The 24,730-nt window shown below is 68.8% G+C and carries 30 protein-coding genes, 3 tRNA genes and 1 pseudogene; 24 read left to right on the top strand and 10 right to left on the bottom strand.

What is annotated here, in order from left to right; translation table 11 throughout:
* Positions 1 to 210 precede the first annotated feature (210 nt).
* Complete coding sequence (locus ACFQE9_RS04670; protein WP_379741033.1) at positions 211 to 1,533, top strand: MFS transporter; 1,323 nt, start codon at positions 211 to 213, stop codon at positions 1,531 to 1,533.
* Positions 1,534 to 1,567: 34 nt separating this feature from the next.
* On the opposite strand, the pseudogene ACFQE9_RS04665 reads toward ACFQE9_RS04670, so the two are convergent.
* The 7 genes and pseudogenes from ACFQE9_RS04665 to ACFQE9_RS04635 all read right to left on the bottom strand — a co-directional run bounded on the left by ACFQE9_RS04665 (position 1,568) and on the right by ACFQE9_RS04635 (position 9,445).
* Positions 1,568 to 2,725: pseudogene (locus ACFQE9_RS04665) on the bottom strand (multicopper oxidase domain-containing protein).
* Positions 2,726 to 2,860: 135 nt separating this feature from the next.
* On the bottom strand, positions 2,861 to 3,274 hold the full coding sequence (locus tag ACFQE9_RS04660) for a DUF3054 domain-containing protein (RefSeq protein ID WP_379741030.1): 414 nt from the start codon (positions 3,272 to 3,274) through the stop codon (positions 2,861 to 2,863).
* 110 nt (positions 3,275 to 3,384) lie between these two features.
* Positions 3,385 to 3,993 (bottom strand): class I SAM-dependent methyltransferase, encoded by a 609-nt coding sequence (locus ACFQE9_RS04655; RefSeq protein ID WP_379741350.1) that lies wholly within the window; start codon positions 3,991 to 3,993, stop codon positions 3,385 to 3,387.
* A 29-nt stretch (positions 3,994 to 4,022) separates the two neighbouring features.
* Entirely contained in the window at positions 4,023 to 4,493 is a 471-nt protein-coding gene (locus tag ACFQE9_RS04650; protein WP_379741027.1) for a GNAT family N-acetyltransferase, read from the bottom strand.
* Positions 4,494 to 4,595: 102 nt separating this feature from the next.
* Positions 4,596 to 7,736 (bottom strand): isoleucine--tRNA ligase, encoded by a 3,141-nt coding sequence (gene ileS, locus ACFQE9_RS04645; protein WP_379741024.1) that lies wholly within the window; start codon positions 7,734 to 7,736, stop codon positions 4,596 to 4,598.
* Positions 7,737 to 7,844: 108 nt separating this feature from the next.
* A complete protein-coding gene (cobT, locus tag ACFQE9_RS04640; RefSeq protein WP_379741021.1) occupies positions 7,845 to 8,984 on the bottom strand; it encodes a nicotinate-nucleotide--dimethylbenzimidazole phosphoribosyltransferase in 1,140 nt (379 codons plus the stop codon).
* A 2-nt stretch (positions 8,985 to 8,986) separates the two neighbouring features.
* On the bottom strand, positions 8,987 to 9,445 hold the full coding sequence (locus ACFQE9_RS04635) for a hypothetical protein (protein ID WP_379741018.1): 459 nt from the start codon (positions 9,443 to 9,445) through the stop codon (positions 8,987 to 8,989).
* 161 nt (positions 9,446 to 9,606) lie between these two features.
* Here ACFQE9_RS04635 and ACFQE9_RS04630 point away from each other — a divergent pair, with 161 nt between their 5' ends.
* The 17 genes from ACFQE9_RS04630 to ACFQE9_RS04550 all read left to right on the top strand — a co-directional run bounded on the left by ACFQE9_RS04630 (position 9,607) and on the right by ACFQE9_RS04550 (position 19,154).
* The gene (locus ACFQE9_RS04630) at positions 9,607 to 9,885 is read left to right on the top strand and encodes a hypothetical protein (RefSeq protein WP_379741015.1); all 279 of its coding nucleotides are present in this window, start codon (positions 9,607 to 9,609) and stop codon (positions 9,883 to 9,885) included.
* A complete protein-coding gene (locus ACFQE9_RS04625; protein WP_379741012.1) occupies positions 9,882 to 10,715 on the top strand; it encodes a beta-keto acid cleavage family enzyme in 834 nt (277 codons plus the stop codon). Before ACFQE9_RS04630 ends, ACFQE9_RS04625 begins: the two co-directional genes overlap by 4 nt.
* A 164-nt stretch (positions 10,716 to 10,879) precedes the next feature.
* A tRNA-Ser gene (locus tag ACFQE9_RS04620) sits at positions 10,880 to 10,965 on the top strand.
* A gap of 58 nt (positions 10,966 to 11,023) precedes the next feature.
* Positions 11,024 to 11,563 (top strand): 30S ribosomal protein S13, encoded by a 540-nt coding sequence (locus ACFQE9_RS04615; protein ID WP_379741009.1) that lies wholly within the window; start codon positions 11,024 to 11,026, stop codon positions 11,561 to 11,563.
* On the top strand, positions 11,560 to 12,087 hold the full coding sequence (locus tag ACFQE9_RS04610; protein ID WP_379741006.1) for a 30S ribosomal protein S4: 528 nt from the start codon (positions 11,560 to 11,562) through the stop codon (positions 12,085 to 12,087). Before ACFQE9_RS04615 ends, ACFQE9_RS04610 begins: the two co-directional genes overlap by 4 nt.
* Before the next feature lie 6 nt (positions 12,088 to 12,093).
* Positions 12,094 to 12,483, top strand: a complete 390-nt coding sequence (locus ACFQE9_RS04605; RefSeq protein ID WP_379741003.1) for a 30S ribosomal protein S11 — start codon at positions 12,094 to 12,096, stop codon at positions 12,481 to 12,483.
* Between the two features lies 1 nt (position 12,484).
* A complete protein-coding gene (locus tag ACFQE9_RS04600; protein ID WP_379741000.1) occupies positions 12,485 to 13,237 on the top strand; it encodes a DNA-directed RNA polymerase subunit D in 753 nt (250 codons plus the stop codon).
* Between the two features lie 213 nt (positions 13,238 to 13,450).
* A tRNA-Leu gene (locus ACFQE9_RS04595) sits at positions 13,451 to 13,535 on the top strand.
* 89 nt (positions 13,536 to 13,624) lie between these two features.
* Positions 13,625 to 13,978, top strand: a complete 354-nt coding sequence (locus ACFQE9_RS04590; RefSeq protein ID WP_379740997.1) for a 50S ribosomal protein L18e — start codon at positions 13,625 to 13,627, stop codon at positions 13,976 to 13,978.
* Positions 13,975 to 14,424, top strand: a complete 450-nt coding sequence (locus tag ACFQE9_RS04585) for a 50S ribosomal protein L13 (RefSeq protein WP_379740994.1) — start codon at positions 13,975 to 13,977, stop codon at positions 14,422 to 14,424. The genes ACFQE9_RS04590 and ACFQE9_RS04585 overlap by 4 nt, the downstream gene beginning before the upstream one ends.
* Entirely contained in the window at positions 14,418 to 14,816 is a 399-nt protein-coding gene (locus tag ACFQE9_RS04580; protein ID WP_379740991.1) for a 30S ribosomal protein S9, read from the top strand. Before ACFQE9_RS04585 ends, ACFQE9_RS04580 begins: the two co-directional genes overlap by 7 nt.
* A 12-nt stretch (positions 14,817 to 14,828) precedes the next feature.
* A complete protein-coding gene (locus ACFQE9_RS04575) occupies positions 14,829 to 15,023 on the top strand; it encodes a DNA-directed RNA polymerase subunit N (RefSeq protein WP_379740988.1) in 195 nt (64 codons plus the stop codon).
* A 2-nt stretch (positions 15,024 to 15,025) separates the two neighbouring features.
* Positions 15,026 to 15,202: a DNA-directed RNA polymerase subunit K gene (locus ACFQE9_RS04570; protein WP_379740984.1), complete on the top strand. Its 177-nt coding sequence runs from the start codon at positions 15,026 to 15,028 to the stop codon at positions 15,200 to 15,202.
* A complete protein-coding gene (gene eno / locus ACFQE9_RS04565; protein ID WP_379740981.1) occupies positions 15,202 to 16,404 on the top strand; it encodes a phosphopyruvate hydratase in 1,203 nt (400 codons plus the stop codon). The genes ACFQE9_RS04570 and eno overlap by 1 nt, the downstream gene beginning before the upstream one ends.
* A 43-nt stretch (positions 16,405 to 16,447) precedes the next feature.
* Positions 16,448 to 17,260, top strand: coding sequence for a 30S ribosomal protein S2 (rpsB, locus tag ACFQE9_RS04560; RefSeq protein ID WP_379740978.1), 813 nt, complete (start codon positions 16,448 to 16,450; stop codon positions 17,258 to 17,260).
* 119 nt (positions 17,261 to 17,379) lie between these two features.
* Positions 17,380 to 18,399 carry a mevalonate kinase gene (mvk, locus tag ACFQE9_RS04555; RefSeq protein ID WP_379740975.1) on the top strand — a complete coding sequence of 340 codons (1,020 nt, stop codon included), beginning with the start codon at positions 17,380 to 17,382 and terminating at the stop codon, positions 18,397 to 18,399.
* A complete protein-coding gene (locus tag ACFQE9_RS04550) occupies positions 18,396 to 19,154 on the top strand; it encodes an isopentenyl phosphate kinase (protein ID WP_379740972.1) in 759 nt (252 codons plus the stop codon). The genes mvk and ACFQE9_RS04550 overlap by 4 nt, the downstream gene beginning before the upstream one ends.
* 30 nt (positions 19,155 to 19,184) lie before the next feature.
* On the opposite strand, the gene glmM is transcribed toward ACFQE9_RS04550, so the two are convergent.
* The gene (gene glmM, locus ACFQE9_RS04545) at positions 19,185 to 20,549 is read right to left on the bottom strand and encodes a phosphoglucosamine mutase (protein WP_379740969.1); all 1,365 of its coding nucleotides are present in this window, start codon (positions 20,547 to 20,549) and stop codon (positions 19,185 to 19,187) included.
* A 117-nt stretch (positions 20,550 to 20,666) separates the two neighbouring features.
* On the opposite strand from glmM, the gene ACFQE9_RS04540 reads away from it, so the two are divergent.
* The 6 genes from ACFQE9_RS04540 to ACFQE9_RS04515 all read left to right on the top strand — a co-directional run bounded on the left by ACFQE9_RS04540 (position 20,667) and on the right by ACFQE9_RS04515 (position 24,058).
* A complete protein-coding gene (locus ACFQE9_RS04540; protein ID WP_379740966.1) occupies positions 20,667 to 21,710 on the top strand; it encodes an Mrp/NBP35 family ATP-binding protein in 1,044 nt (347 codons plus the stop codon).
* Entirely contained in the window at positions 21,707 to 22,021 is a 315-nt protein-coding gene (locus tag ACFQE9_RS04535; protein WP_379740963.1) for a hypothetical protein, read from the top strand. The genes ACFQE9_RS04540 and ACFQE9_RS04535 overlap by 4 nt, the downstream gene beginning before the upstream one ends.
* Positions 22,022 to 22,076: 55 nt before the next feature.
* On the top strand, positions 22,077 to 22,394 hold the full coding sequence (locus ACFQE9_RS04530; RefSeq protein ID WP_379740961.1) for a DUF5785 family protein: 318 nt from the start codon (positions 22,077 to 22,079) through the stop codon (positions 22,392 to 22,394).
* A 92-nt stretch (positions 22,395 to 22,486) separates the two neighbouring features.
* Positions 22,487 to 23,116, top strand: a complete 630-nt coding sequence (locus ACFQE9_RS04525) for a CBS domain-containing protein (protein WP_379740958.1) — start codon at positions 22,487 to 22,489, stop codon at positions 23,114 to 23,116.
* Positions 23,117 to 23,362: 246 nt separating this feature from the next.
* Entirely contained in the window at positions 23,363 to 23,878 is a 516-nt protein-coding gene (locus tag ACFQE9_RS04520) for a GNAT family N-acetyltransferase (RefSeq protein WP_379740955.1), read from the top strand.
* Positions 23,879 to 23,984: 106 nt separating this feature from the next.
* Positions 23,985 to 24,058: transfer RNA gene (locus ACFQE9_RS04515), tRNA-Thr, on the top strand.
* Positions 24,059 to 24,225: 167 nt separating this feature from the next.
* Here the strand turns inward: ACFQE9_RS04515 and ACFQE9_RS04510 are convergent.
* Both ACFQE9_RS04510 and ACFQE9_RS04505 read right to left on the bottom strand, forming a co-directional pair.
* The gene (locus tag ACFQE9_RS04510) at positions 24,226 to 24,492 is read right to left on the bottom strand and encodes an elongation factor 1-beta (RefSeq protein WP_379740952.1); all 267 of its coding nucleotides are present in this window, start codon (positions 24,490 to 24,492) and stop codon (positions 24,226 to 24,228) included.
* A 1-nt stretch (position 24,493) separates the two neighbouring features.
* Complete coding sequence (locus ACFQE9_RS04505) at positions 24,494 to 24,673, bottom strand: HVO_2753 family zinc finger protein (RefSeq protein ID WP_379740949.1); 180 nt, start codon at positions 24,671 to 24,673, stop codon at positions 24,494 to 24,496.
* Positions 24,674 to 24,730: the final 57 nt, after the last annotated feature.

The raw sequence follows: 24,730 nt of genomic DNA, 5'->3' as shown, positions 1-24,730 counted from the left end.
GCGAATACACGCGTTAGCGACGTTGAAACGCGATTTCCAGTACGGTTGAAACGTGATTCCCAGTACGCGCTCGATCGGGCAGCCATCCACACAATCGCTCGATCACCACCGAAGCGCGTGTTCGATCACTGCCGATGAGCATGGTCGGCCACCACCGAGGGGCGTGATCGATCGAACCGTTAAACTCGCCGCGAGTCACACACGGCTGTAGTGAACACGAACGATCGCGCCATCACCGCGCTGGTCATGGTGGCACACGGGATGGTCCACACCTACGAGCTGTCGATCCCCATCTTCGTGGCGCTGTGGCTGCTCGAGTTCTCGACCATCGATCTCGGAATCGTCACCCTCGAGGTGACGACCGCCACGCTCGGCGTCGTCGTCACCGCCGGGTACGGCCTGTTCGGTCTCGGGGCGCTCCCCGGCGGGATCCTCGTCGATCGCCTCGGCTCTCGGCGACTGATAACCGTCTGTCTGCTCGGAATGGCCGGATCGTTCGCGCTGTTGGCGGTCGCGCCGGGCGTGACGGCCATCACCCTCGCGCTCGTGCTCTGGGGCGTCTCCGCGTCCGTCTATCACCCGGCCGGACTGTCGTTGATCTCGAAGGGCGTCGCCGACCGCGGAACCGGGTTCGCCTACCACGGGATCGCCGGGAACGTTGGGATCGGGGTCGGACCGCTCGTGGCCGCCACGTCGCTGCTCTTCTTGGAGTGGCGGACCGTGGCCGCCGTGCTCGCCGTCCCGGCCGTGATCGCGGCCCTCTACGCCTCCCGCGCGGACATCGACCCGCAGGCCGCGGTCGATTCCGATTCGGCCGCCGGCGACGGCGGGGACTCGAAGGCCGACGCCGGCGTCGACTCGCTCGGCGAGTTCGTCGCCGAGTCCCGCACGCTCTTCGCCGGAAGCTTCGCGCTCGTCTTCCTCGTCGTGATGTGCTCGGGGCTGTTCTACCGCGGCTTCCTCACCTTCCTGCCGGAGCTGCTCGGCCGGATCGAGGGCTTCGATCCGATCCCGGTCGCGTCCCTGGTCCCGGAGGCGCTTCGGTCCCTCCTCGGCGTTCAGGCGTCGGGCGGCGAGACGCTCGCGCCGGGCGATTACTTCTACTCGGGACTGTTGCTCGTCGGGGTCGTCGGCCAGTACGTCGGCGGCAAGCTCACCGACCGCTTCCCCGTCGAATACGGGCTCGCGGCGGGATTCAGCGGGCTCGCGGTCCTCGCGCTCGTGTTCCTACCGGCGGCCTCGCTGGGGCTCGGCCCGCTGGCGGTCGTCGGCGTGTTCATGGGCATGTTCCTGTTCGTCGTCCAGCCGCTCTATCAGGCGACGGTCGCGGAGTACACGCCCGCCGGAACCCGCGGACTCTCGTACGGGTACACCTACCTCGGCGTCTTCGGCGTCGGCGCGCTCGGCGGCACGGTCGCCGGCGTGATCCTCGAGTATCTCTCGGAGCCGGCCCTGTTCCTCACGCTGGCCGGGTTCGCGACCGTCGGCGCCGCGACCGGGCTGTATCTGGGTCGCAAGAACGCCCGTCCGTGAGCGCGGGAGGATCGACGCACGGTCGAGGACCGAGTCACCCCTCGTAGCCGGCGTACTCCATCAGGTCGGCGAAGACGTCCGTCCCCATCGCCTCGCGATAGACGACCGCGGAGAGCATCCCGCCCGGGTAGACGGTCCCGTTCATGACGTGATCGACCTTGTGACAGTGCATCGGGTAGATGCCGGGGTCGGCGTCGGCGGTGAACTCGACCGTGTGCCGCTCCGCGGGCGCGACGTCGCAGACATCCATCTCGTATCGGGCCGCCTCGGGGATCGTTCCGCCGTCCTTTTCGATCCGGGTGAACCGGTGGTTGTGGACGTGCAGCGGGTGGTTCATGTAGCCGGCGTTGACCCAGTGGATCCGAACGGTGTCACCGTGCTCGACGATCATCGGCGAGCCGTCCTCGGGGTGGAGCGTTCGCGGCGCGACCTTGCCGTTCACGGTGAAGACGTCCGGATTCCGGTTTCGCGGGCTGTAGGAGACGTCCTCGCCGGCCATCATCCGGTTGAGCCGGGAGTCCCAGTCCTTCACCGACAGGAAGTACTCCCGGTCGGCCTCCTCGTAGCCGGCCGGGTCAACGCGGAAGATCCCGTACATCCCCATGTCGATGTGCCGCTGGGTCTGGAAGTGGCAGTGATACAGATGCGTCCCGGGCACGTTCGCCGGGATGGTGTAGGTGTGCTCCTCGCCCGGATCGACGGTGATCCCGGTCGTCGTCGGCACCCCGTCGTCCTTCCAGGCCTTGCGCGAGCCGTGGAAGTGGACGGTGTGCGGCAGGTGCCCGTCGACGTTGTCGAGCGTGACCTCGACGTCCTCGCCCTACGTGGTCCGAATGATGGGTCCCGGGACGCTCGGTTCGCCGCCGGCGGCCTGGAACGCCCAGACCCGCGGCAGTCGCACCGGGCCGCCCATCGTCTCCAGCGGATGCGCCTCGTGGACCGCCGGCTGCGTCCTGAGCGTCACGGAGCCGCCCTGCTCGTCGGCGTTGACGACCTCGGGCGGGCTCGTCCGCGGCAGCTCCTCGTCGACCTGCTCGCGCCCGTCGGCACCGGCGGCGTCGTCCGCGCCCGCGCCGACTCGGTTCACCGGCGCCTGACACCCCGCGAGCGACGCCGCGCCCGTGCTTCCGGTGATCGCGAGGAACTCACGTCGTGATACCGCCGTTCCGGGTGCGCCGATCCGATCTCTCATCACGTATTGACGGAGGGAGCGTCACTACATAGGGCGGTCGCGCGTTCTCGGCCCGCTGGAAGGCGGGCGAACGTATTCGACCGATTCCTTATAAATAGCGGAACGTGTTCGATTCGGCCTTTTTGTCAACCGATTTCACCGCACTCGGAAGTAGACGGCCCGCCAGACCCCGATCGCCACGGAGCCGGTCACCACCATCACGAGGACGAAGACCGGTTCGGCGCCGCCGTGAAAGAGTCCGACCCACCGCAGTCCGACGCCGATCAGGGCCGCCGGAACCCACGACCGGATCGCGAGCGGGACGGAGGCCTTCGCGGACTCGACTGCCCCCGGCGAGTACGCTCCGATCGGCGGCGCCGCGATCGCCCAGCCGATCAGAAACGGCGCGTATATCCCGGCCAGATAGAGGGGGTTCTCGAGCAGGAACGCGGTCTCGTGGTGGCTCGAGGCGCCGATCGACAACACGACCAGGATCGCGAGGACGTCCCCGACCGCAAGCGGCAGCGCGCCGCGGTCGAGACGCCTCGACAGGAAGCCGTCTTCGGGCATACACGGAGTTGTGTCGGGACGCCCCTTGTTTCGTGCGATTCGTGACGCCACTCGTTTCGTGTGGCGCGGAACCCCTCCCCTGGTATCGGCGATCGTCGCTCGACGTCGTCTCACGCGTCGGTGTCGTCGACGTCCGTCGGAACCCGGCCGACGGCGGTGTAGACGAACCCCTCCTCGAGCAGGACCGGATCGAAGCCGGACGCCTTGAGGGCCGCCAGGAGCTCGTCGCGCGCGACGAACGTCGATCCCATCCCGAGGACCGACTCGCCGACCGCGAGAAGCCGGCCGAGCGGATGGCTCGGATCGAACTCGCGTATCACGGCCACGCCGCCGGGCCTGATGGCGCGGTACATCTCCGCGAGGGCCGCGTCCCGGTCCGGAACGTGATGGAGGGCGTCGACGATCATCGCGGCGTCGACCGCGTCCGACCCGACGGGCAGTTCCCGCGCGTCCCCCCGGATCGCCGCCAGCCCGCGATCGAAGGCGCGATCCAACATCCCCGCCGACACGTCGACGACGATCGAACGCTCGACGTCGGGACGGTTCGCGATCGCCAGCGACGCGCGACCCGACCCGCCGGCCACGTCGAGGACGCGCCGGACCGGGACGTTCGCGAGATCGAAGGCGTCCGAGAGGCCGACCGGATCCGCGGCGGGCATCACCAGGTCGTACAGGCGCGCGAGCCGGTCGAAGAATCGAACGTCGCCGACGCCGTGGATCCCCGCCGATCCGCTCCGTCGAGAACGGGTCACAGCCAGCGATCGAGGGGGGCGCTCAAGCGTATCTCCTCGCCGCCGTGTCCGCGGCGGGTGTCCTCGGGCTCGAACCCGTTGGCCCTGTAGAACTCCGTCGCGGCGGGCTCCTCGGTCGGAACGGACACGCGGAGCGTCTCCACGCCCTCGCGCGCGAGGTCGCGGGCGACGCGCTCGAGGAGTCGCCCGTCGACGTTCGTCTCCACGTGGTCGGGGTGGACCCACAACGCCAGAAGCTCCGCCGCCGACCCGTCGCGGTCGGGGTGGGCGATCGCCAGCCCGACGGGTCGGTCGTCGACCTCGACGAGGTAGCCGCAGTCGGCGGCGACGGCCGCCTCCCGAACGCCGGCAGCGGAGACGTCGAAGACCTGTACTTCACGATCGTCGAAAACGGCCGTTTCTCCCGCGCGGGAAACCGCCGCCCGTAGCGCCTCGGCGTCGCCGGGACGCGCCGGTCGGACGTGCATCGTGTCCGATGGGATGTGCGACACCGTCGAATATCTTTCGACCGTCGCGAGCCGCGGCGGTCTGCCCCGGACGACCCGGGACGGTGATCGGGAGCGCCCGGACTATCGCGGGTCGATCCCGATCGTGACGTCCACGCCCTCGATCTCCCACTCCTCCGTGTGCGAGGCGTCGGAGGGGTCCGCGAGCCGCTCGCTCGTGCGCGTCTCCTCGTCAATGAGTTCGCGATGTTCCTCGACGAACGATGCGATCCGGTCGTCCTCGACGTCGAGCGCCAACCGGATCTCCGCGTCCACCTCGAGATCGAGGTCCTTGCGCATCTGCTGTATCCGCCGGATGACGTCGCGCGCGTAGCCCTCCGCCTCGATCTCCTCGGTCAGCGTCGTGTCGACGTAGACCGTTCCGTCCTCGAAGTCGGCCCCCCACATGTTCTCGGGGGGCGTCGAGACGTACTCGACCATCTCGTCTTCCAGTTCGACCGGCTCGCCGTCGACGACGACGCCGTCGCCCTCGACCGTCTCGCGGGTGGCACCCTCCAGGGCGTCCATCACCTTCTGGGCGTCGCCGCCGAAGGCGGGGCCGATCTCGGACATCCGCGGCTCGGCCTCCTCGACGAGCTCGTCGAACCGGTCGGTCACCGCGAGCTCGCGCGCGTTCACGCGCTCGAGGATGAGGACCTCGAGGCGCGCGATCGACTCGCGAACGTCCCCGTCGTCGCTCTCGACGACGACTCGGGAGACGGGCCAGCGCAGCTTGCGTCCCGCCTGCTGGCGTGCGTTCGCCGCCGCCTCCTCCACCTCGCGGAGGACCGCAACGTCCCGTTCGAGTTCGGGATCACGGCGGGACGGATCGGGGGCCGGGTACGAGAGCGCATGGACCGTCGCGGCGTCGCCGTCGAACGTCTGGTACATCCGCTCCGTGACGTAGGGCGCGATCGGCGCCAGCATCCTGATCGTCTCGTCGAGGACGGTCGCGAGGGTGGCGTAGGCGCCGCGTTTGGACGCCGAGTCGGACTCCTCCCACATCCGGTCGCGGACCGCCTTGATGTAGAACCGCGAGACGTCCTGGGTGACGAACTCGATCAGTTCGTTGACCACGTCGCTGACCCGGTAGTCCTCCCAGGCGTCCTCGACCTCGCGCTCGACGGACTGGAGCCGCGAGAGGACCCACTCGTCGACGAGTTCGAGCTCGCCGTCAGTGAGGTCGGCCTCGGCGGGGTCGTAGCCGTCCAGATCCATGTAGGGAAGCGGGAACCGGAAGGTGTTCCAGAGGATGTTGAGCTTGCCCTGGATCTCGCCCAGCCCGTCCCACTCGAAGGCCAGGTCGATGCCCTGCTGATCGTGGCTCAACAGGTAGGTCCGGAGGGGATCCCGGCCGGCGCGGTCGATCGCCTCCTCGGGGGTGACGATGTTGCCGACGGACTTCGACATCTTGCGCCCCTCGCTGTCGTTGACGAACCCGTGCATCAACACCTGCTCGTAGGGGGTCTCGCCGAAGGCCGCCGTTCCCATCCCGAGTTGCGACCAGAACCACCCGCGCGTCTGGTCGTGCGCCTCGACGATGAGGTCGGCCGGCCACAGCTCCTCGAACGCCTCGGTCTCGCCGGGGTAGCCGATCGTCGCCCAGGACGCCACCGACGAGTCGAGCCAGACGTCGAAGACGTCCTCGACCCGCCGGTAGGTCGTCCCGTCCTCCGTGATCGTCAACCCGTCGACGGTCGGGCGATGGAGGTCGACGTCCGCCGGGTCGATCGACTGGTCGACGCGATCGGCCAGCTCCTCGCGCGTGGCGATCACGATCATCTCCTCGCCGTAGTCCCCCGGCTCCGCGTCCTCGGGGACCCAGATCGGGATCGGGATGCCCCAGTAGCGCTGTCTGGAGACGTTCCAGTCTGGGGCGTCCTCGATGAAGTCACGGAACCGCTGGTCGCGGGCCCACTCCGGGAACCACTCGGAGTCCGTCATGTTCTCGAGGAGGTCGTCCTTGATGTCGGTGATGGAGATGAACCACTGGTCCGTGACGAGCTGGATGATGCCCGTGTCACACCGCCAGCAGTGGCCGTAGCTGTGCTCGACCGTGCCGTGGGCGAGCATGTGTCCGTCGGCGACCAGGTCCTCGATGATGTCGTCGTTGGCCTCGCGGACGAACTGTCCCGCGTACTCGCCGGCCGCGTCGGTGAACTCGCCGTTCGGCTCGACCGGACAGGCGATCTCCAGCCCGAGTTCGGTCCCGCGCTCGAAGTCGACCTCGCCGTGGCCGGGCGCGGAGTGAACGAGGCCGGTCCGGTCGGCCTCGACGTAGTCGGCGGCGTACACCCGCCCGGCCCCCTCGAAGTCGGGGTACTCGGCGAGGTGATCCGCGAGCGGATGGTCGTACTCCCAGCCGACCAGATCCTCGCCGGACAGCTCGGCCTCGATCTCGTAGTCCTCGTAGCGGCCCTGCTTCAGGACGTCCTCCACGCACTCGGCGGCGACGTAGAGCAGTTCCTCGCCCTTCCCGCCGCCGGTGGTGGCGCGAACCGCGTTGTAGGTGAGATCCGGGTCGACCGCGACGAAGGTGTTCGCGGGGATCGTCCACGGGGTCGTCGTCCAGATGACGAGGCTCCCCTCGCGGTCCGAAAGCGGGAACTTCACGTAGATGGAGGGGTCCTCGACGTCCTCGTACTCCACCTCGTTGTTCGCGAGGCCGGTCTCACACCGGGGACACTGGGAGATCGACCGCTTTCCCCGCTCGACGAGCCCGCGGTCCGCGACCTCTGCGAACGCCCACCAGGCCGACTCCATGTACTCCGGCGAGACCGTCCTGTAGGGGTCCTCCCAGTCCATCCACACCCCGATGGACTTGAAGTCCTCGTCCATCGCCTCGCGGTTGGACTCGGCGAACTCCATGCACTCCTCGATGAACGCCTCCATCCCGTACTCCTCGATGTCGCGTTTGGACTCGAAGCCCAGCTCCTCCTCGACCTTGACCTCGATCGGGAGCCCGTGCATGTCGTAGCCGGGCCGATCCGTCACCCGGTGGCCGTCCATTCGCTTGTACCGGATGATGGCGTCCTTGAGCGTCTTGTTCCAGGCCGTCCCGAGGTGCATCTGCCCGGAGGTGTACGGCGGGCCGTCGACGAAGAAGAACGGCGGGTCGTCGGCGTGGGCCTCCTTTGCCGCCTCGTAGGCGTCCGCGTCGTCCCAGTAGGCGTCGACCGTGGACTCGACGTCCGCGGGCGCGTACTGGTCGTCGATCTGCTCCATATCCGTGCGTGTCCGGCCGCGTATTTGAATACGACGGAGTCGCGTTTCGCCGCTTCGAGGGAGTCCTCATCGGTTCGCCGTCCCATCGGACGGTCGAGCCGCGTCGCCTCACTCCGCGAGGCCGATGTCCTCGAAGGTCGCCATCCCGCGAAGCGTCGCGCACGCGGACCGGTAGATCGGCAGCGCCAGGCAGGCGCCGGTCCCCTCGCCGAGCCGGAGGTCGTAGGCGAAAAGCGGCTCCAGTCCGAGCGCGTCTAGTTGGATCGCGCACGCGGGCTCGACGCCCGCGTGCGAGGGAAGCAGGAACGGCCGAACGTCCGGCTCGAGCGCGTCGGCCAAAAGCGCGGCCGCCCCGCTTATCGCGCCGTCGACGACGACCGGCGTCCGGTCGGCCGCACAGCCGATCGCCACTCCGGCGAGGACCCCGACCTCGAACCCGCCGACGCCGGCCAGGACGTCGATCGCGTCGTCGACACGCGCGCTCGCGTCCTGTTCGTTCGCAGCCTGCTCGTTCGCATCCAGTGCGCTCGTCTCGAGCATCTCCTCGACGACCGCGACCTTGTGATCGAGCTCGCCGTCGTCGATCCCGGTTCCGTGGCCGGTCGCCTCCCCCGGCGATGCCTCGGTCAGGGCAGCCGTGATCGCGGCCGCGATCGTCGTGTTTCCGATCCCCATCTCGCCGAGCGCGACGACGTCGGCGTCGGCCAGCTCCTCGCTCGCGATCCGCAGGCCCGCATCGATCGCCGCCACCGCGTCCCGGCGGGACATCGCCGGGGCGCTGGAGGCGTCGTCGGTCCCCCGATCGATCCGGACGTCGAGTGCGCCCGGAACCGGATTCCCGGCGATCCCGGCGTCGACGACGAGCGTTTCGGCGTCCACGGCGCCGGCGATCGCGTTGATCGCCGCTCCCCCCTCGAGGAAGTTCTCGAGCATCGCGCGCGTGGCCGCCTGCGGGTACGCGGAGACGCCGCGATCGACGACGCCGTGATCGCCGGCGGCGACGACGACGGTCGCCTCGGCGAGTTCTGGACGGGGAGCGCCGACGAGTCCGGCGATCGCGACCGCGAGGTCCTCGAGACGACCGAGGCTCCCGGGCGGCTTCGTGAGAGTCGGCTGGCGCTCGAGCGCCGCGCGCTCGGCGGCCCCGTCGACCGGCGGCACGGCCGGAAGATCGGGATCGACGGACTCCCCACCGCGGCGATTGCTTTCGCTCTCCTCGACGCTCTCCATGGACGATCGGTCCCCCATTTTCAGGCCTCGAAGTCCGGGAGGTCGTCGGGCGCCTCGTAGTCGCTCTCCCAGTCGATGTACTCCTCCTTCAGGGTCTCACAGACGACCTGGCCGAGCTCGGTCAGTCCCGCGTTGATCCCCGAGACGGTCCCCCACGAGTCGAGATCGGGGTGGAGGTCGCGCTCCTTCCAGTCCTCGGGAAGTCCCGGAGCGTGATAGCCGACGCGGTCGGCAAACGAGTCCCAAAAGAAGTCGAACCTGGAGACGAGATCGAGGTCGGCGACGATCGCCCACTCCGACTCGTCGAGGTCGCTCGTCGCCGCCCACTCCTCGAAGGCCTCCTCCCAGGCGCCCTCCTCGAGGAACGCGGACAGCTCCGCGCGTCGGTAGTCGCCGCCCGCGACCTCCGCGTCGTCGTACTCGTTCGGATCGACCTCGGAGAGCTCCGGCGGGTCGAGTACGGTCACGTCGAGGGACATACCGTTCCGTTCTCGCGACGAGGCCAAAGGTGCGTCGACTGCGTCGGTCGAATGGACGTGACGCGGGCCGGCGGATTCGCGCCGCCGACGGTCGCCCGAATCGCCCCGGCGTTCCCTCGTCGCCCCCGTGTTTCAAGGCGTCCCGGCCCGTCAGACGGACGATGACCGACGACTGCGTTCACCTGGAGTACCGGCGTGAGTCCGGCGATCGGGCCTTCGAGACGCCACGGGCGTACTGTACGGTCACGGGCTCGTTCGTACAGCCGATGCGCGCGGACGTCTGCAACGCCCGCTACGGCCTCGATCCGGAGACCGACTGCGAGTTCTACGTCGATCCGGACGATGAACTCGACGCCGAATCGGACGGCAAATTCGACGCCGAATCGACCGATGAACCCGACGCCGAGCCGGACGGCGACGACTCGGGGGCGACCGAATGACCTACGAGGAGTACCTCGAGGGGAAGCCCGTGATCATCACGGCGGCGCTCACCGGCGGCGTCCACGGCAAGGAGGCGCATCCGGACCTCCCGGAGACGCCGGCGGAGATCGCAACGGCGGCCGCCGCCTGTGAGGACGCCGGCGCGAGCATCGTCCACCTGCACGCCCGCCGCGAGAACGGGGAACGGGCCTTCTCGCGCGAGCGGTTCCAGGCGGTGACGGACGCGGTTCGCTCGGCGACCGACGACGTGATCGTCCAGCACTCGACCGGCGGGACCGCCGCCCCGGACGGCCTCCGACACGAGCCGTTGCGAACCGATCCGGCCCCGGAGATGGCCTCCCTCGACATGGGCCCGCTGAATCGGTACGAGCGGCTGACCTCGGAGAACACGCGTGGGCTCGTCGCCTCGCTACACGCGGAGATGCGCGAGCGGGACGTCAAGCCCGAACTGGAGGTGTTCAACGACGGCCACCTCAACGAGGCGCTTTCGATCCTCGAGGAGTTCGCGGATCCCCCGTATCTGAACCTGCTCTTCGGCGGCGGAACGACCTCCCCGCCCCATCCACGGAACCTGCAGAACGCGGTCGCGAACCTCCCCTCGGAGGCCGAGTTCAACGTCATCGGCCTGGGACGCCACCAGCTCCCGATGACGACCCAGTCGATCCTGCTCGGCGGCCACGCTCGCGTGGGACTCGAGGACAACAGATACCTCCGGCGCGGGGAGCTGGCGACGAACGAGCAGCTCGTCTCGCGAACGGCACGCATCGCGGAGGAGCTCGGGCGACCGGTCGCGACGCCGACGCAAGCGCGTGAGATCCTGAAGTTGTAGCCGTGGGCTGAAGATGGAACGGTAGCGGGCCGCGTTCCTCGTGTCACCCCGACGCACGGGGCGGCGACATCCGTGATGTTTAAGTGGCGATGACGGGTTCGTTCACACGCACGTACTGCAGGGGCAGCGGGGCCCCGAGTCCGGAAGGGCGACGATACGATAGGGTTGCGGTAGCCAAGTCTGGCCCAAGGCGCAGGGTTGCTAACTCTGTGGCGGTCACGCCTCCGGGGTTCGAATCCCCGCCGCAACGCTCGAACCGACCCCGCGGACGACGGGAGACCGTCGACCGCACCGACACTCCACCACAAATGAGTGCAGAAGAACCACAGGACGACCCGGCGGAGGAGGAGGACCTCCAGTACTTCGTTCGCATCGGGGGCGCGGACCTCGATGGGACGAAGACCGTCGAGCGAAGTCTGACAGAACTCAACGGTATCGGCACGCGAGCGGCGCGAATCGTCGCCGACGCCGCCGACGTGGACCGCACGGCCACGTTCGGCGCGCTCGAGGACGACGAGATCGACGCCGTCGTCGACGTCGTCGAGAACTTCGAGGATCACGTTCCGTCGTGGATGGTCAACCGGCAGAAGGACTTCTTCACCGGCGAGACCGACCACAAGATCGGAACCGATCTCTCCGAACAGCGACGACACGACATCAACCGCATGAAGATGATCGAATCCTACAAGGGACTCCGACACAAGCGCGGCCAGAAGGTCCGCGGACAGCGGACCAAGTCCACGGGACGGACCGAGGGCACCATCGGCGTCAACGTCGAGGAGATCCGCGAGGAACAGGCCGAAGAGGAGGCCGCCGCGGAGGCCGAATCGGCCGGTGATGAGGAATGACGACCGGCAACAACACCAAGGCCTACGAGACGCCCAACCACCCGTACCAGGGCGAGCGGATCGCCGAGGAGGCCGACCTGGTCTCGCGGTACGGGCTGAAGAACAAAGAGGAGTTCTGGCGAGCCCAATCCGAGCTGCGGAACATGCGTCGCGAGGCGCGACGCCTGCTCGGGGACGCACAGGGAGACGTCGAGGCGGCCCAGGAGGCCGGCTCGGAGTTCCTGACCCGGCTTCGAACCCTCGGCATTCTCGGGGAGAACGACGACATCTCGTCGGTCCTGTCGCTCGACGTGACGGACCTGCTCGAGCGTCGACTCCAGACGGTCGCCTACCGGAAGGGCCTCGCCTCCTCGACGAGCCAGGCGCGACAGTTCATCGTCCACGGCCACGTGACCGTCGACGGCGCCCGCGTCACGCGCCCCTCGAAGAAGGTCGACACGACCGAGGAGGACACGGTCGCCTTCGACGAGACGAGCCCGCTCGCCGACGAACTACACCCCGAGCGTGCGGACGCACAGGAGTAACCACCCATGAGCGAAACAGAAGACGAAAAGTGGGGAATCGCCCACGTCTACGCATCGTTCAACAACACGCTCATCACGGTCACGGACGAGACCGGCGCGGAGACGATCGCCAAGTCGTCCGGCGGGACCGTGGTGAAACAGAACCGCGACGAGGCGTCGCCGTACGCGGCCATGCAGATGGCCGAGGTCGTCGCCGAGGAGGTCAAGGCGGCCGGCCTGGAGGGCGTTCACGTTCGCGTGCGCGGCCCCGGGGGCAACCTCAACAAGTCGACGGGTCCCGGCGCACAGGCGACGATCCGTGCGCTCGCGCGAGCCGGCGTCGAGATCGGCCGGATCGAGGACGTGACGCCGATCCCGCACGACGGAACGAAGGCGCCGAAGAACAAACGGATCTAACATGAGCGAGGCCGACTTCGACGTGCAGTACATCGAACGCGAGGACCGGAGCGCGCGGGTGTTGATCCGCGGGCTCTCGCCGGCGTTCGCCAACGGCATTCGCCGGGCGATGATCGCGGACGTCCCCACGTTCTCGATCGACACCGTCCGGTTCCTCGAGAACTCGTCGGTGATGTTCGACGAGATGCTCGGGCTTCGGCTCGGGCTGGTTCCGTTGACGACGCCGATCGACGACTTCGAGATCGGCGACGAGGTGACCCTCGCGCTCGACGTCGAGGGGCCGGCGACGGCCTACTCGGGCGACCTCGAGACCGCGGAGCCGCTCGTCGAGCCCGCCGACGAGAACGTCCCCATCATCGAGTTGAAGGAGGGACAGCGGATCGAGCTGGAGGCCGACGCGGTACTCGACACCGGCAAGGAGCACGCCAAACACCAGGGCGGCGTCTCCGTCGGCTACCGGCACCTCCAGCGCGTCTCCGTCGGCGACGACCTCGGCGAGTTCGACGACGAGGAGGCGCGGATCCTCCGCGGCGTCATCGAGACGGAGGACGGCGAGGTCGTCCCGACCGAGGAGTTCGGCCACGACCTCTCCGAGCGATACCCCGACACGGAGGTGCACGTCGAGGACGTCCCCGGCGCGTTCGTCTTCCACATCGAGACGGACGGCTCCGTCGACGTCGAGGAACTGCTGCTTCGCGCGATCGACACGATCGAGTCCCGCGCGGACGAACTGCGAGAGACGGTCGCCGTCTGAACACGAGAACGACCATGACCCTTCGAACCACCACGAAACGGACGCGCGCCCTCGATGCGCCGGCGGTCGCCGCCGACGCGTCACGGGGAGCCAGCGGCTTCCCGTCGAGGGAGCGAGCCCGTTTCGAAGGAGTCCCCGCTTTCCCGCCCGCGATCGCGGGGGGACGGCGGACCGAAAGTGGTTTGAAGGGCGACGCGGTAGCGTGGAGTGCACGCAGGGATAGCCAAGTCAGGCCAACGGCGCAGCGTTCAGGGCGCTGTCCTGTAGAGGTCCGCAGGTTCAAATCCTGCTCCCTGCACTCCACTTTTACCGACTCGACCGGGATCGCGCGGCCTCCGGCCGCTCGGCCCCACGCGTATTCACGACCTTCGATACTGGAGGAGACCAATGAGTAGCAAGACGAATCCACGATTACAGAACCTCATCGCCGACCTCAAGTCGGCATCCCGCGAGTCCGACGCCGCAGTCTGGCAGGACGTCGCGGATCGGTTGGAAAAGCCCCGGCGCACCCACGCTGAGGTCAACCTGGGCCGCATCGAACGGTACGCCCAGGAGGACGAGGCGGTCATCGTTCCCGGCAAGGTGCTGGGAAGCGGTGTGCTGGAGAAGAACGTCACCGTCGCCGCCGTCGACTTCTCGGGAACCGCCCGCAAGAAGATCGAACAGGCCGGCGACGCCGTGTCGCTCGAACAGTTCGTCGAACGCAACCCCAGCGGCTCGAACGTCCGGGTGATCCGATGAACCTGTCCGAGTTCGACGCGGACGTCGTCGTCGACGCCCGCGACTGCATCCTCGGCCGCGTCGCCTCGAACGTGGCGACCCGAGCCCTCGACGGCGATCGCGTCGCCGTGGTCAACGCCGAACACGCGGTGATCACCGGCAACGAGGAGGACACGATGGACACCTATCAGACGCGAGCGGAACTCGGGTCCGACAGCGGGCCCTACTTCCCGAAGCGTCCCGACCGCATCTTCAAGCGGACGATCCGCGGCATGGTCCCCTACAAGACCGACCGCGGCCGCGAGGCGTTCGAGAACGTTCGGGTGTACGTCGGCAACCCCTACGAGCGCGACGACGACCACGAGGCCGTCGTGCTGGAGGGAACCTCGCTGGATCGGCTGTCGAACATCAAGTTCACGACGATCGGGGACGTCTCCGAGAGTCTGGGTGCTAACGTCACATGGTAACGAATACCTCAGGAAAGAAGAAGACGGCCGTCGCCCGCGCCACCGTTCGCGAGGGCGAGGGTCGCGTTCGAATCAACTCCCAGCCCGTCGAGCTGGTCGAGCCGGAGCAGGCCCGCCTCAAGATGCTGGAGCCGTTCCGCATCGCCGGCGAGGAGCTTCGCGACGGCGTCGACATCGACGTCTCCGTCGACGGCGGCGGCTTCAGCGGACAGGCCGACGCCGCCCGGACGGCCATCGCCCGCGGGCTGGTGCAGCACCTCGGCGACGCCGAGCTGCGCGAGGCGTATCTGAACTTCGACCGGACGCTTTTGGTCAACGACGTCCGCCAGTCCGAGCCCAAAAAGTGGGGCGGACCCGGCGCGCGTGCCCGCTACCAGAAGTCCTACCGCTGAGGTGATCCACCCATGATGATCCCTGTCCGGTGTTTCACCTGCGGCAACGTCATCGGTGAACACTGGGACGAGTTCAAGGAACGCGCTCGCGACGGCGACGAGGACCCCGGAGCGGTGCTCGACGATCTCGGCGTCGACCGGCACTGCTGTCGCCGGATGATGGTCAGCCACACCGACCTCGTCGACGTCGTCTCGCCGTATCAGTGACCATGTCACGAAACCACAACCGCTACGAGAAGGCACGCATCCTGGGCGCGCGAGCGCTGCAGGTGTCCTACGGCGCACCCGTGCTGATCGACACCGACGAGACGCAGCCGATCCTCGTCGCGGCCGAGGAGTACGATGCGGGCGTCCTCCCCTTCACGGTCCGTCGGGAGGAGGCGTAATGACGCGCATCACCTCGATCGCGTTGCGGCGCGTGCTCGACTCGCGCGGCAACGCGACGGTGGAGGCGGACGTCCTCACCGAGTCGGGCGGCTTCGGCCGCGCGGCCGCGCCATCCGGCGCCTCGACCGGCGAGTACGAGGCCGTCGAACGGCCGCCCTCGGAGGCGATCGCGGCGGCCCGCGAGCACGCCGTTCCCCGCCTGGAGGGGCTGTACGCGGGCGACCAGCGCGAGGTCGACGCCGCCCTTCGAGCCGCCGACGGCACGGAGGACTTCTCCGCGATCGGCGCCAACTCGGCGGTCGCGATCTCGATGGCGGCCGCCAAGGCCGCTGCCGACGTCATCGGCGCCCCGCTGTATCAACACCTCGGCGGGGCCTTCCGCGGGGAGAACTTCCCCGTCCCGCTCGGGAACGTCATCGGCGGCGGCGAACACGCCGCCGACGCGACGGACATTCAGGAGTTCCTCGCGGCGCCGGTCGGCGCTCCGAGCGTCTCGGAGGCCGTCTTCGCGAACGCCGCCGTCCACGCGGCCGCCGCGTCGATCCTGGCCGACCGGGGCGTTCCGGCGGCCAAGGGCGACGAGGGCGCGCTCGCGCCGTCCATCTCGGACGCCGAGGCGTTCGAGGTGATGGCCGAGGCGACCGACCGCGTCGCCGAGGAGGTCGGCTTTTCGATCCGGTTCGGCCTCGACATGGCCGGCGCGGAGCTGTACGACGCCGACGCCGATGCGTACGTCTACGGCGAGGAGACCCGCTCGCCCGACGAGCAGGTCGAGTACGTCGCGGGGCTCATAGAGGAGTACGACCTCGCGTACGTCGAGGACCCGCTCGACGAGGACGACTACGACCGGTTCGCGACGCTCACCGAGCGCGTCGGCGATCGGACGCTGATCTGCGGGGACGACCTCTTCGTCACCAACGTGGATCGGCTCGAGGAGGGGATCGACGTGGGTGCGGCAAACAGCATCCTGATCAAGCCCAACCAGATCGGAACGCTCTCGCAGGCGTTCGACGCCGTCGAGCTCGCCACCCGCAACGGGTACGACTCCGTCATCTCCCACCGCTCGGGGGAGACGGAGGACACGACCATCGCACACCTCGCCGTCGCGACCGACGCCCCCTACATCAAGACGGGGACCGTCGGCGGCGAGCGAACCGCCAAGCTCAACGAGCTGATCCGGATCGCCGACGGGGCGGTGTGAGATCCATGAGCCGACGAACGACAACCACGACAACGGACAACCGATGACCGAGGACAACGACGCGGTCGAACTCGACGAGGACGCGGCGGCCGAGGAGGCCGACGCCGACGTCGCCGAGGACGAGACCGACACGACGGACGCACAGCCCGCCGACGCGGCGGAGACGCCGACGGAGGCGGAGACCGAAGCAGCCGAGGCCGACGCGGATGCGGACGCCGAGGCCGAAGCGGAGGAGGCGGGCTCGCCGTTCGACGAGGACGTCATGCCCGACGAGGAGGCCGACCTCCTCATCCCCGTCGAGGACTACCTCGGCGCCGGCGTCCACATCGGCACCCAACAGAAGACCCAGGACATGGAGCGGTTCATCCACCGCGTTCGCGACGACGGACTCTACGTGCTCGACGTCTCCAAGACGGACGAGCGCATCCGCGTCGCCGCAGACTTCCTGTCCGACTACGAGCCCGAGCAGGTGCTCGTCACCTCCTCGCGGCAGTACGGCCGGTTCCCGGCCGAGAAGTTCGCGGACGCCATCGGCGCCCGCGCGCGCACCGGACGGTTCATCCCCGGCACGCTGACGAACCCCGATTACGCCGGCTACATCGAGCCGGACGTCGTCGTCGTCACCGACCCCATCGGCGACGCCCAGGCGGTAAAGGAGGCCATCACGGTCGGCATCCCCGTCATCGCGATGTGCGACTCCAACAACCAGCTCTCGAACGTCGACCTGGTCATCCCCACGAACAACAAGGGTCGCCGCGCGCTCTCGGTCGTCTACTGGCTGCTCGCCAACGAGACGCTCGACCGCCGCGGCGCCGACTCGCTTTACGCCCTCGAGGACTTCGAGGCCGAGCTGTAACGCGAACGAGACGTTTCGATCTCGATTCGTTTCGACTTCCCAACGACGATCGACCCCGTTTCCTCGCGCGCTCGACGACAAGCGCAACGCCTGTTATCTCGGAGCCTGTCTGGACGACCATGACCGTCTCCAGCGCGCCGGGGAAGGTGTACCTCTTCGGCGAACACGCCGTCGTCTACGGCGAGCCCGCGGTTCCGTGTGCCATCGAGCGTCGCGCGCGCGTCTCCGTCGAGCCGCGCTCCGACGACCACGTTCGCGTCGTCGCGGAGGACCTCTCGCTCGACGGGTTCACGGTCGAGTACGAGGGGTCGACGCGAACCCAGCCCGACGTCGACGTCGACGAGTCGCTGCTTTCGGCCGCGACCGGATACGTCGACGCGGCGGTCAGGCAGGCCCGCGAGGCGGCCGACGCGCCGGAGGCGGGCTTCGACATCACCGTCGAGAGCGACATCCCGCTCGGGGCCGGACTCGGATCGTCGGCGGCCGTCGTCGTCGCCGGGATCGACGCGGCCACGCGCGCGCTCGGCGAGCCGATCGACGACCGTGAGATCGCCCGGCGCGCCTACCGGGCCGAGTACGAGGTCCAGGACGGCCAGGCCTCGCGCGCGGACACCTTCTGTTCGGCGGTGGGCGGCGCGGTCCGCGTCGAGGGCGACGACTGCACCACTCTCGAGGCGCCGAACCTCCCCCTCGTCGTCGGATTCGACGGCGGGGCCGGCGACACCGGGAAGCTCGTCGCCGGCGTTCGCGATCTGAAGGACACACACGGGTTCGCCGCCGACACGGTGGCGTCCATCGGCGACATCGTTCGCGAGGGAGAACGCCTGCTCGCGGCGGCCGACCCCGACGCCGGTCCCGATTCGGAGCTGCTCGACGGCCTGGGCGAGCTGATGGACTTCAACCACGGGCTCCTGTCCGCGCTCGGCGTCTCCGCGCGCTCGCTCGACTCGATGGTCTGGGCGGCACGCGACGCCGGCGCCCACGGCGCGAAGTTGACCGGCGCCGGCGGCGGCGGCTGCATCGTCGCGCTCGATTCGTCCCCGGAGACGGAGACGGCGCTGTCGTTCACCCAGGGCTGCGTCGACGCGTTCCGCGCGGAGCTCGCCACCGAGGGCGTCCGCCGGGAGGACCGGCGATGACCGGCGACCGCGTCGTGGTGAAGCTCGGCGGCAGCGTGATCACGGAGAAGGACCGCCCCGAGACGCTCGACGGCCCGGCCCTCGATGCCGCCTGCGATGCGATCGCGGGCGCGCTCGTCGACGGGGCGGTTTCGCGGCTCGTCGTGGTCCACGGCGGCGGCAGTTTCGGCCACCATCACGCCAGCGAACACGGGGTCTCGACGACCGCGGGGACCCACGACGCCGGCGCCGTGATGGACGTTCACGGGGCGATGGCGACGCTCAACCGCTTCGTCCTCGATCGCCTTCACGATCGAGGAGTCGAGGCGGTCCCGGTCCATCCCCTCTCGCTCGCCGCCCGTCCGGAGGGGGCGGAGGGCGACCTCGCGCTGCCGGTCGAGTCGACCGAAACGCTGCTCTCGGAGGGGTTCGTCCCCGTCCTCCACGGCGACGGGATCGCCACCGCCGGGGCGGGCGTGACCGTCGTCTCCGGCGACGAGCTGGTCGTCGAACTCGCGAGCGCTCTCGAGGCCGATCGCGTCGGGGTCTGTTCGACCGTCCCCGGCGTGCTCGAGGACGGCGAGGTGGTCCCCTCGATCACGGCCTTCGAGGACGTGGCGGACGCCCTCGGGGAAAGCGACTCGACGGACGTCTCCGGCGGAATGGCCGCCAAGGTTCGCGAGCTGCTCGCGCTCGAGGCGCCGGCGTCCGTGTTCGGCCCCGACGATCTCTCCGGGTTCCTCCGCGGCGAGGAGCCAGGAACGCGGATCGAGTGACGGGGGTCGATTCTCCCGGAGGCTGCCTTCTCAGCGGGACGCGATCGCGTCCTCGAGGATCCCCCGCGCCTCCGCCAACAGCACCTCGCTCGCCTCCGGATCGCGCGCCTCCGCCGTCAGTCGGACGAGCGGCTGGGTCCCGGAGGCCCGGATCAGGAACCATCCGTCGTCCGTCTCGACGCGGACGCCGTCGAGCGTTTCGACGTCGGCGTATTCCCCTCGAACCCGATCGCGGACGGCGTCCATCGTCGCGGTTCGATCCGCCACTTCGAGGTGTCCGCGTCGGATCGGATAGGTCGGGATCGCATCGAGGCGGTCGGAGAGTGGCTTTGCGGCGGAGAGCGCCGCCAGCCGCACGGCGGCCAGCGGTCCGTCCGGACACGGCGTTTCCTCCGGGAAGATCCACGCCCCGGAGGGCTCGCCCCCGAGGACGACGCGGTCCTCGCGGGTTCGGCGCGCCACGGAGACGTCGCCGACGGGCGTCCGTACGACTTCCCCGCCGACGGTCTCCAGCGCGTCGTCGACCGCGAGGCTCGTGTTGACCGGCGCCGCGACCCGATCGCCGTCCCGTCCCGCCTCGACCGCCTCGCGTGCAAACACGGCCAGGAGCGCGTCGCCGCCGACGAACTCGCCGTCCCCCGTCACCGCCATCATCCGGTCGGCGTCGCCGTCGTGTGCGATCCCGAGATCGGCGTCGGTCGCGGCCACGTGGGCGGCAAGCGATCGGCAGTTCTCGGCGGTCGGCTCGCTGGGGCGTGCCGGGAATCGGCCGTCCCGCTGTCCGTTGAGGGTCTCCACGTCCGCGCCGAGATCGACGAGCGCGTCCGCGGTCACCCGGCCCGTTCCGTTGCCGAGGTCGACGACCACGGTCGTCCCTTCGAGCGTAACTCCGAGCGACTGGAGCGTCCGATCGCCGGATTCGACGATCGCGTTTCGGTGGGCGGCGGCGGCGGTCGTTCCGGCGGCGTCGGCGTACTCCCGGCGGCGCCCGTGGGCGTTCCAGGCCGCCAGGTCGTACGCCTCGCGTTCGATCCGCTCCGTGATCCGGTCGCCGTCCTCGGGGCCGAAGGCCATCCCCGAGGCGGTCCACAGCTTGATCCCGTTGTCCGCGGGCGGGTTGTGTGAGGCCGTGACGACCGCGCCGGCGTCGGCGTCGCCTGTCGCCGCCGCGCGGGCGATCGCGGGCGTGGATGCGACGCCGACCTCGCGGACGTCGACGCCGGACTCGATCAGCCCCGCCGCGAGCGCGTCGAGGAGCGCCCGCCCGGAGTCGCGGACGTCGCGTCCGACGACTACGGCGTCCGTCTCGGCGCCGAGCGCCCGTCCGATGGAGAGGGCCAGCTCCGCCGTGACCGTCTCGCCGACGGGCCCGCGAACCCCGCTCGTTCCGAACATGCCTCCGGATGGGCGCGGGCGGGCCAAAAAGCGCTCGGGATCTCCAAAGCGTTCGAGAGCCACGCCGAACGCCTCCCCGGACGTCATGCTTATTCGGCCGAACCCCCTCCGACCGACATGGACGAATCCGCGATACGCGATCTCCTCTCCGCGGTCGAGGACCCGGATCTCGGCGACGACGTCGTCTCCCTGGGTCTCGTGAACGAGGTCGACGTCGACGACGAGGACGGGACGGTCCACGTCTCGCTCGCGCTTGGGGCGCCCTACTCGCCGACCGAGACCGCCATCGCCGAACGGGTCCGTTCGACGCTCGCGGCCGAAGGGATCGACCCGGAGCTGTCGGCGCGGATCCCGACGGACGTTCCCCCGGGCGAGCAGGTGCTTCCGGGGATCAAGAACGTGATCGCCGTCGCCTCGGGAAAGGGCGGCGTCGGCAAGTCGACGGTGGCGGTCAACCTCGCGGCCGGCCTCTCGGACCTGGGCGCGCGCGTCGGAGTGTTCGACGCCGACGTCTACGGCCCGAACGTCCCGCGGATGGTCGGCGCCGACACGCCGCCGCGAACCGACGGCGAGACGATCGTCCCGCCGGAACAGTACGGGCTGCGCGTGATGAGCATGGACTTTCTCACCGGCGAGGACGACCCGGTCATCTGGCGTGGCCCGATGGTCCACAAGATCCTGACCCAGCTCGTCGAGGACGTCGACTGGGGCGAGCTCGATTACCTCGTGGTCGACCTCCCGCCGGGCACCGGCGACACGCAGCTCACCGTGCTCCAAACGCTGCCGCTCACCGGCGCCGTGATCGTGACGACCCCGGAGGACGTGGCGATCGACGACGCGACGAAGGGGCTGCGGATGTTCGGCGAACACGACACGAACGTGCTCGGCATCGCGGAGAACATGTCCGGATTCAGGTGTCCCGACTGCGGGAGCGTCCACGACGTCTTCGGCGAGGGCGGCGGCCGCGAGCTCGCGGACCAACACGACCTGCCGTTCCTCGGAGCCGTCCCCCTCGATCCGGCGATCAGAGCCGGCGGCGACGGCGGCGAGCCGATCGCGTTCTCGACGGGCGAGACGGCGGCGGCGTTCTCGGAGATCGCGGAGACCGTCGCGAACAACGCCGGAATCGTTCGCAGACGTGAGGTGAGCGAGGGATCGTGAGCGATCGCGATCCGGAAGCCGGGACCGATTCGACACCCGACGACGATCCGGGCCTCGACGCCGATCCGGACGTCGACGTCGACGGCGCAACCTCCGACGCGCGGTTCGGCGACGACCCCGAGAAGCGACGGTTCCTCCGTGGGATCGCCTCGGAGATCCGCGCTGACAGCTCCGAGAGCAAACAGGTCGCTGCCTTCCTCCAGCGGGTTTCGGATCTGTACGACCCCGCGGAGGACACCTCGCCCGAGGAGATCTACCGGAACGTCGAACACATCGTCGAGACCAAATCCCGCGGCGGCCTCGATCGCTGACGGTCGCCTCGTGGGCGAACGTAACGACTATGCCACCCGATCGCGAACGTCGGGTATGGACTGGCCACACGACCCCGACGGCGAGGAGGGGAGCGAGGGCGGTCGAAAATACGGCCACGCCGTCCTCGCGAAGAAGATCGACGAGGAGGAGGACTTCCCGCTTTCGGCGGCGGAGTACGTCGAGGAATACGGCGACCATCCGGTTCGGATCGACCACGAGACGGTCGTCTCCGTGGCCGAGATCTTCGAGAACGTCGATCGAGAGGAGTTCGAGGACTTCGTCGAGTTCCACCAGGAGCTCGGCCGAGCCATGCGCGAGGCCGGCCACTGGTTCTACGAGGGTTCGGAAACCTTCGTCGGCTCGCAGGCCTGACCGGCGATCGTCGTCCGAACCGTACTCTACGCCCCGGTCCGTGTTAACTGTACTGCAGGCAAGTTTTACACCCCCGCGTTCGATCTACGAGTATGCGGGACGATATCACGGTACAGGAAATCATGAACCGGGAGTTCCTCGGGGTCAGCGAGTCCGACTCGCTCCGGGATGCCGCGGAGCTCCTGGTTCGCGAGGAGGCGGACTGTCTCGTCGTGCTTCGCGGCGGCGATCCCGTCGGCTGTCTGTCCCCGCGTGACGCCCTCGAGGCGATGTTGGTCGGCGATGCGACCGCGGGCGAAAGCGACTCCGATCACGGAGCGACCGTCGGCGAGGTGATGGCCGATCCGGCGCCCACGATCCACGCCGACGAGGGACTCACGCTCGCCGAGGACCGACTGCTCTCCGACGGATCGAGTCGACTCGTCGTCACGGCCGACGGCGAGGCCGTCGGCGTACTCACCGAACGGGACGTGCTCGCGACGCGCCCGCCGGGTGCACGCGCGGAACCGGCTTCCGACTCGCAGGCCGGATCGGCACGCGAGCTGCGGTCCTCCACGGACCGGGTCCGGGAGTCGGAGGCGACCTCCGCTCCCGACCGCGATCGGGAGCCCGAGGCCACCCGCGAGGCGACCCAGAGCATCTGTGAGGTCTGTGGAACGCTCACCGCGTCCCTCTCGAACGTGAACGGACAGCTGGTCTGTCCGGACTGTCGGGAGGTTTGAGTGACCGCGAAGCGCGTACTCCCTCGAGGTGGGCTCCGACCCCTCGACGATCGTCCGCGTTCTCGCCCTCCGACGAGTCGATCCGATATCGGATTGGCAGTCGGGTCGGAACCCGTGTCGGAAGATGGAACCGGATCGAAGCCCGGATCCGAATTCGGATCGGAACTCCGATCGGGATTCGGATCCGGTCCCGGACCCGCCCTCGTAACCGGAAGACTCGACGGCATCGAGCGCCGCCGCTGATCCATGGACGGATCGACGACGGTCGAGATACGGGAGGGAACACGGGCGGACGTCGACGCCGTCGTGGATCTGTGGGTCGACCTCGCCGCGGATCAGCGACGGCACGGGTCACATCTCCGTGCCGACGCGAACCGGACGGCCGTCCGCGAGACCATCGCACGACGCGTCGTCCGAGACGAACTCCTGGTCGCGATCGGGACGGCGATCTCGGAGACGGACGACGGGGACGCCACGCCGCTTGGGTTCGTGATGTTCTCGATCGAACGCGGCGTCTACGAACAGGACCTCACGCGGGGGATCATCGATGCGGTGTTCGTCCGCCCGGCGAACAGGGATTTCGGGATCGGATCGCGACTGCTTGACGCCGCCGAAACGCGGCTCTCGAACCGCGGAGTCGACGTCGTCGCTCTCGAGGCGCTCGCGGACAACGACGACGCACGTCGGTTCTACCGCGAGCGGGGCTACGATCCACGACGGATCGAGTTCGAGAAGCCGATCGATTCGAACGGGACGAAGTGAGTCGACTCGTGTTCGACGAGGCGAGTCGGTTCGACCGGGGCCGAGGACGGCCGATCGAGGGACGAAGCGATACTGACTCAAGGGAGGGTATACAACCCGAATCCGTGCCAGGGGAGCATGGGCGGTTCATGCACTCGACTTGTAATCGAGATTTCCGGGGTTCAAATCCCCGCCCTGGCTCGTGGCGGTCAACCTCGCGGCTTCTCGCGACCGTTCGACTTCTCCCGTGACTCGACGTCGTGGCGTCGTGGCCGACGACGCCGCGGCTCGCCAAGTCGAACGAAGCGGTGAAAAATCCCGACGAGCGATGGACTCGCCTCCCGATCGCGATCCGAAACGTCGCGAACTCAGAGTCGGCCGACGTTCTCGACCGCGACGGACTCGACGCCCTCGACGCCGGAGAAGGCCTCCTCTACGGCCTCCGTGCCGCCGGCGTCGTCGGGGACGATGACGGTCGGCAACAGCGCGACGAGACCGAACGCGACGTCGTCGCGCTCGAACCCGCGGATCTTCGCGCCCTGGGGCAGCGAGTCCTCGAGCTTCTCCTGCAGCTCGTCCAGGTCGATCTCGGGGCTGTCCGGCATGACCTTGATTTTGGCGGCGACGTCTCCCATCTCAGGGCCCCCGGAACCCGCAGTCGGGACACTCATACAGGTTGCTCTGCTTTCGGCACTTCGCACACCGGCTGATGTTCGTGCCGCACTCGGGGCATTTGAACCGGGCGGCGTTCATCCCGGCGACCTGGATCCCACAGGAGACACACTGTTGTGCCGCCTCTTCTTCGCTCTGGCTCATGGTACAACGAACCCGTGCGCGGCTTTTAACGGTTGTTCTTTGCACCCGCCGCCTCGC

The organism is Halopenitus salinus, from assembly GCF_042662125.1.
Lineage (GTDB): Archaea > Halobacteriota > Halobacteria > Halobacteriales > Haloferacaceae > Halopenitus > Halopenitus salinus.
Note: the sequence above shows the minus strand (reverse complement) of the source record. Positions and strands in the feature narration are given on the sequence as shown.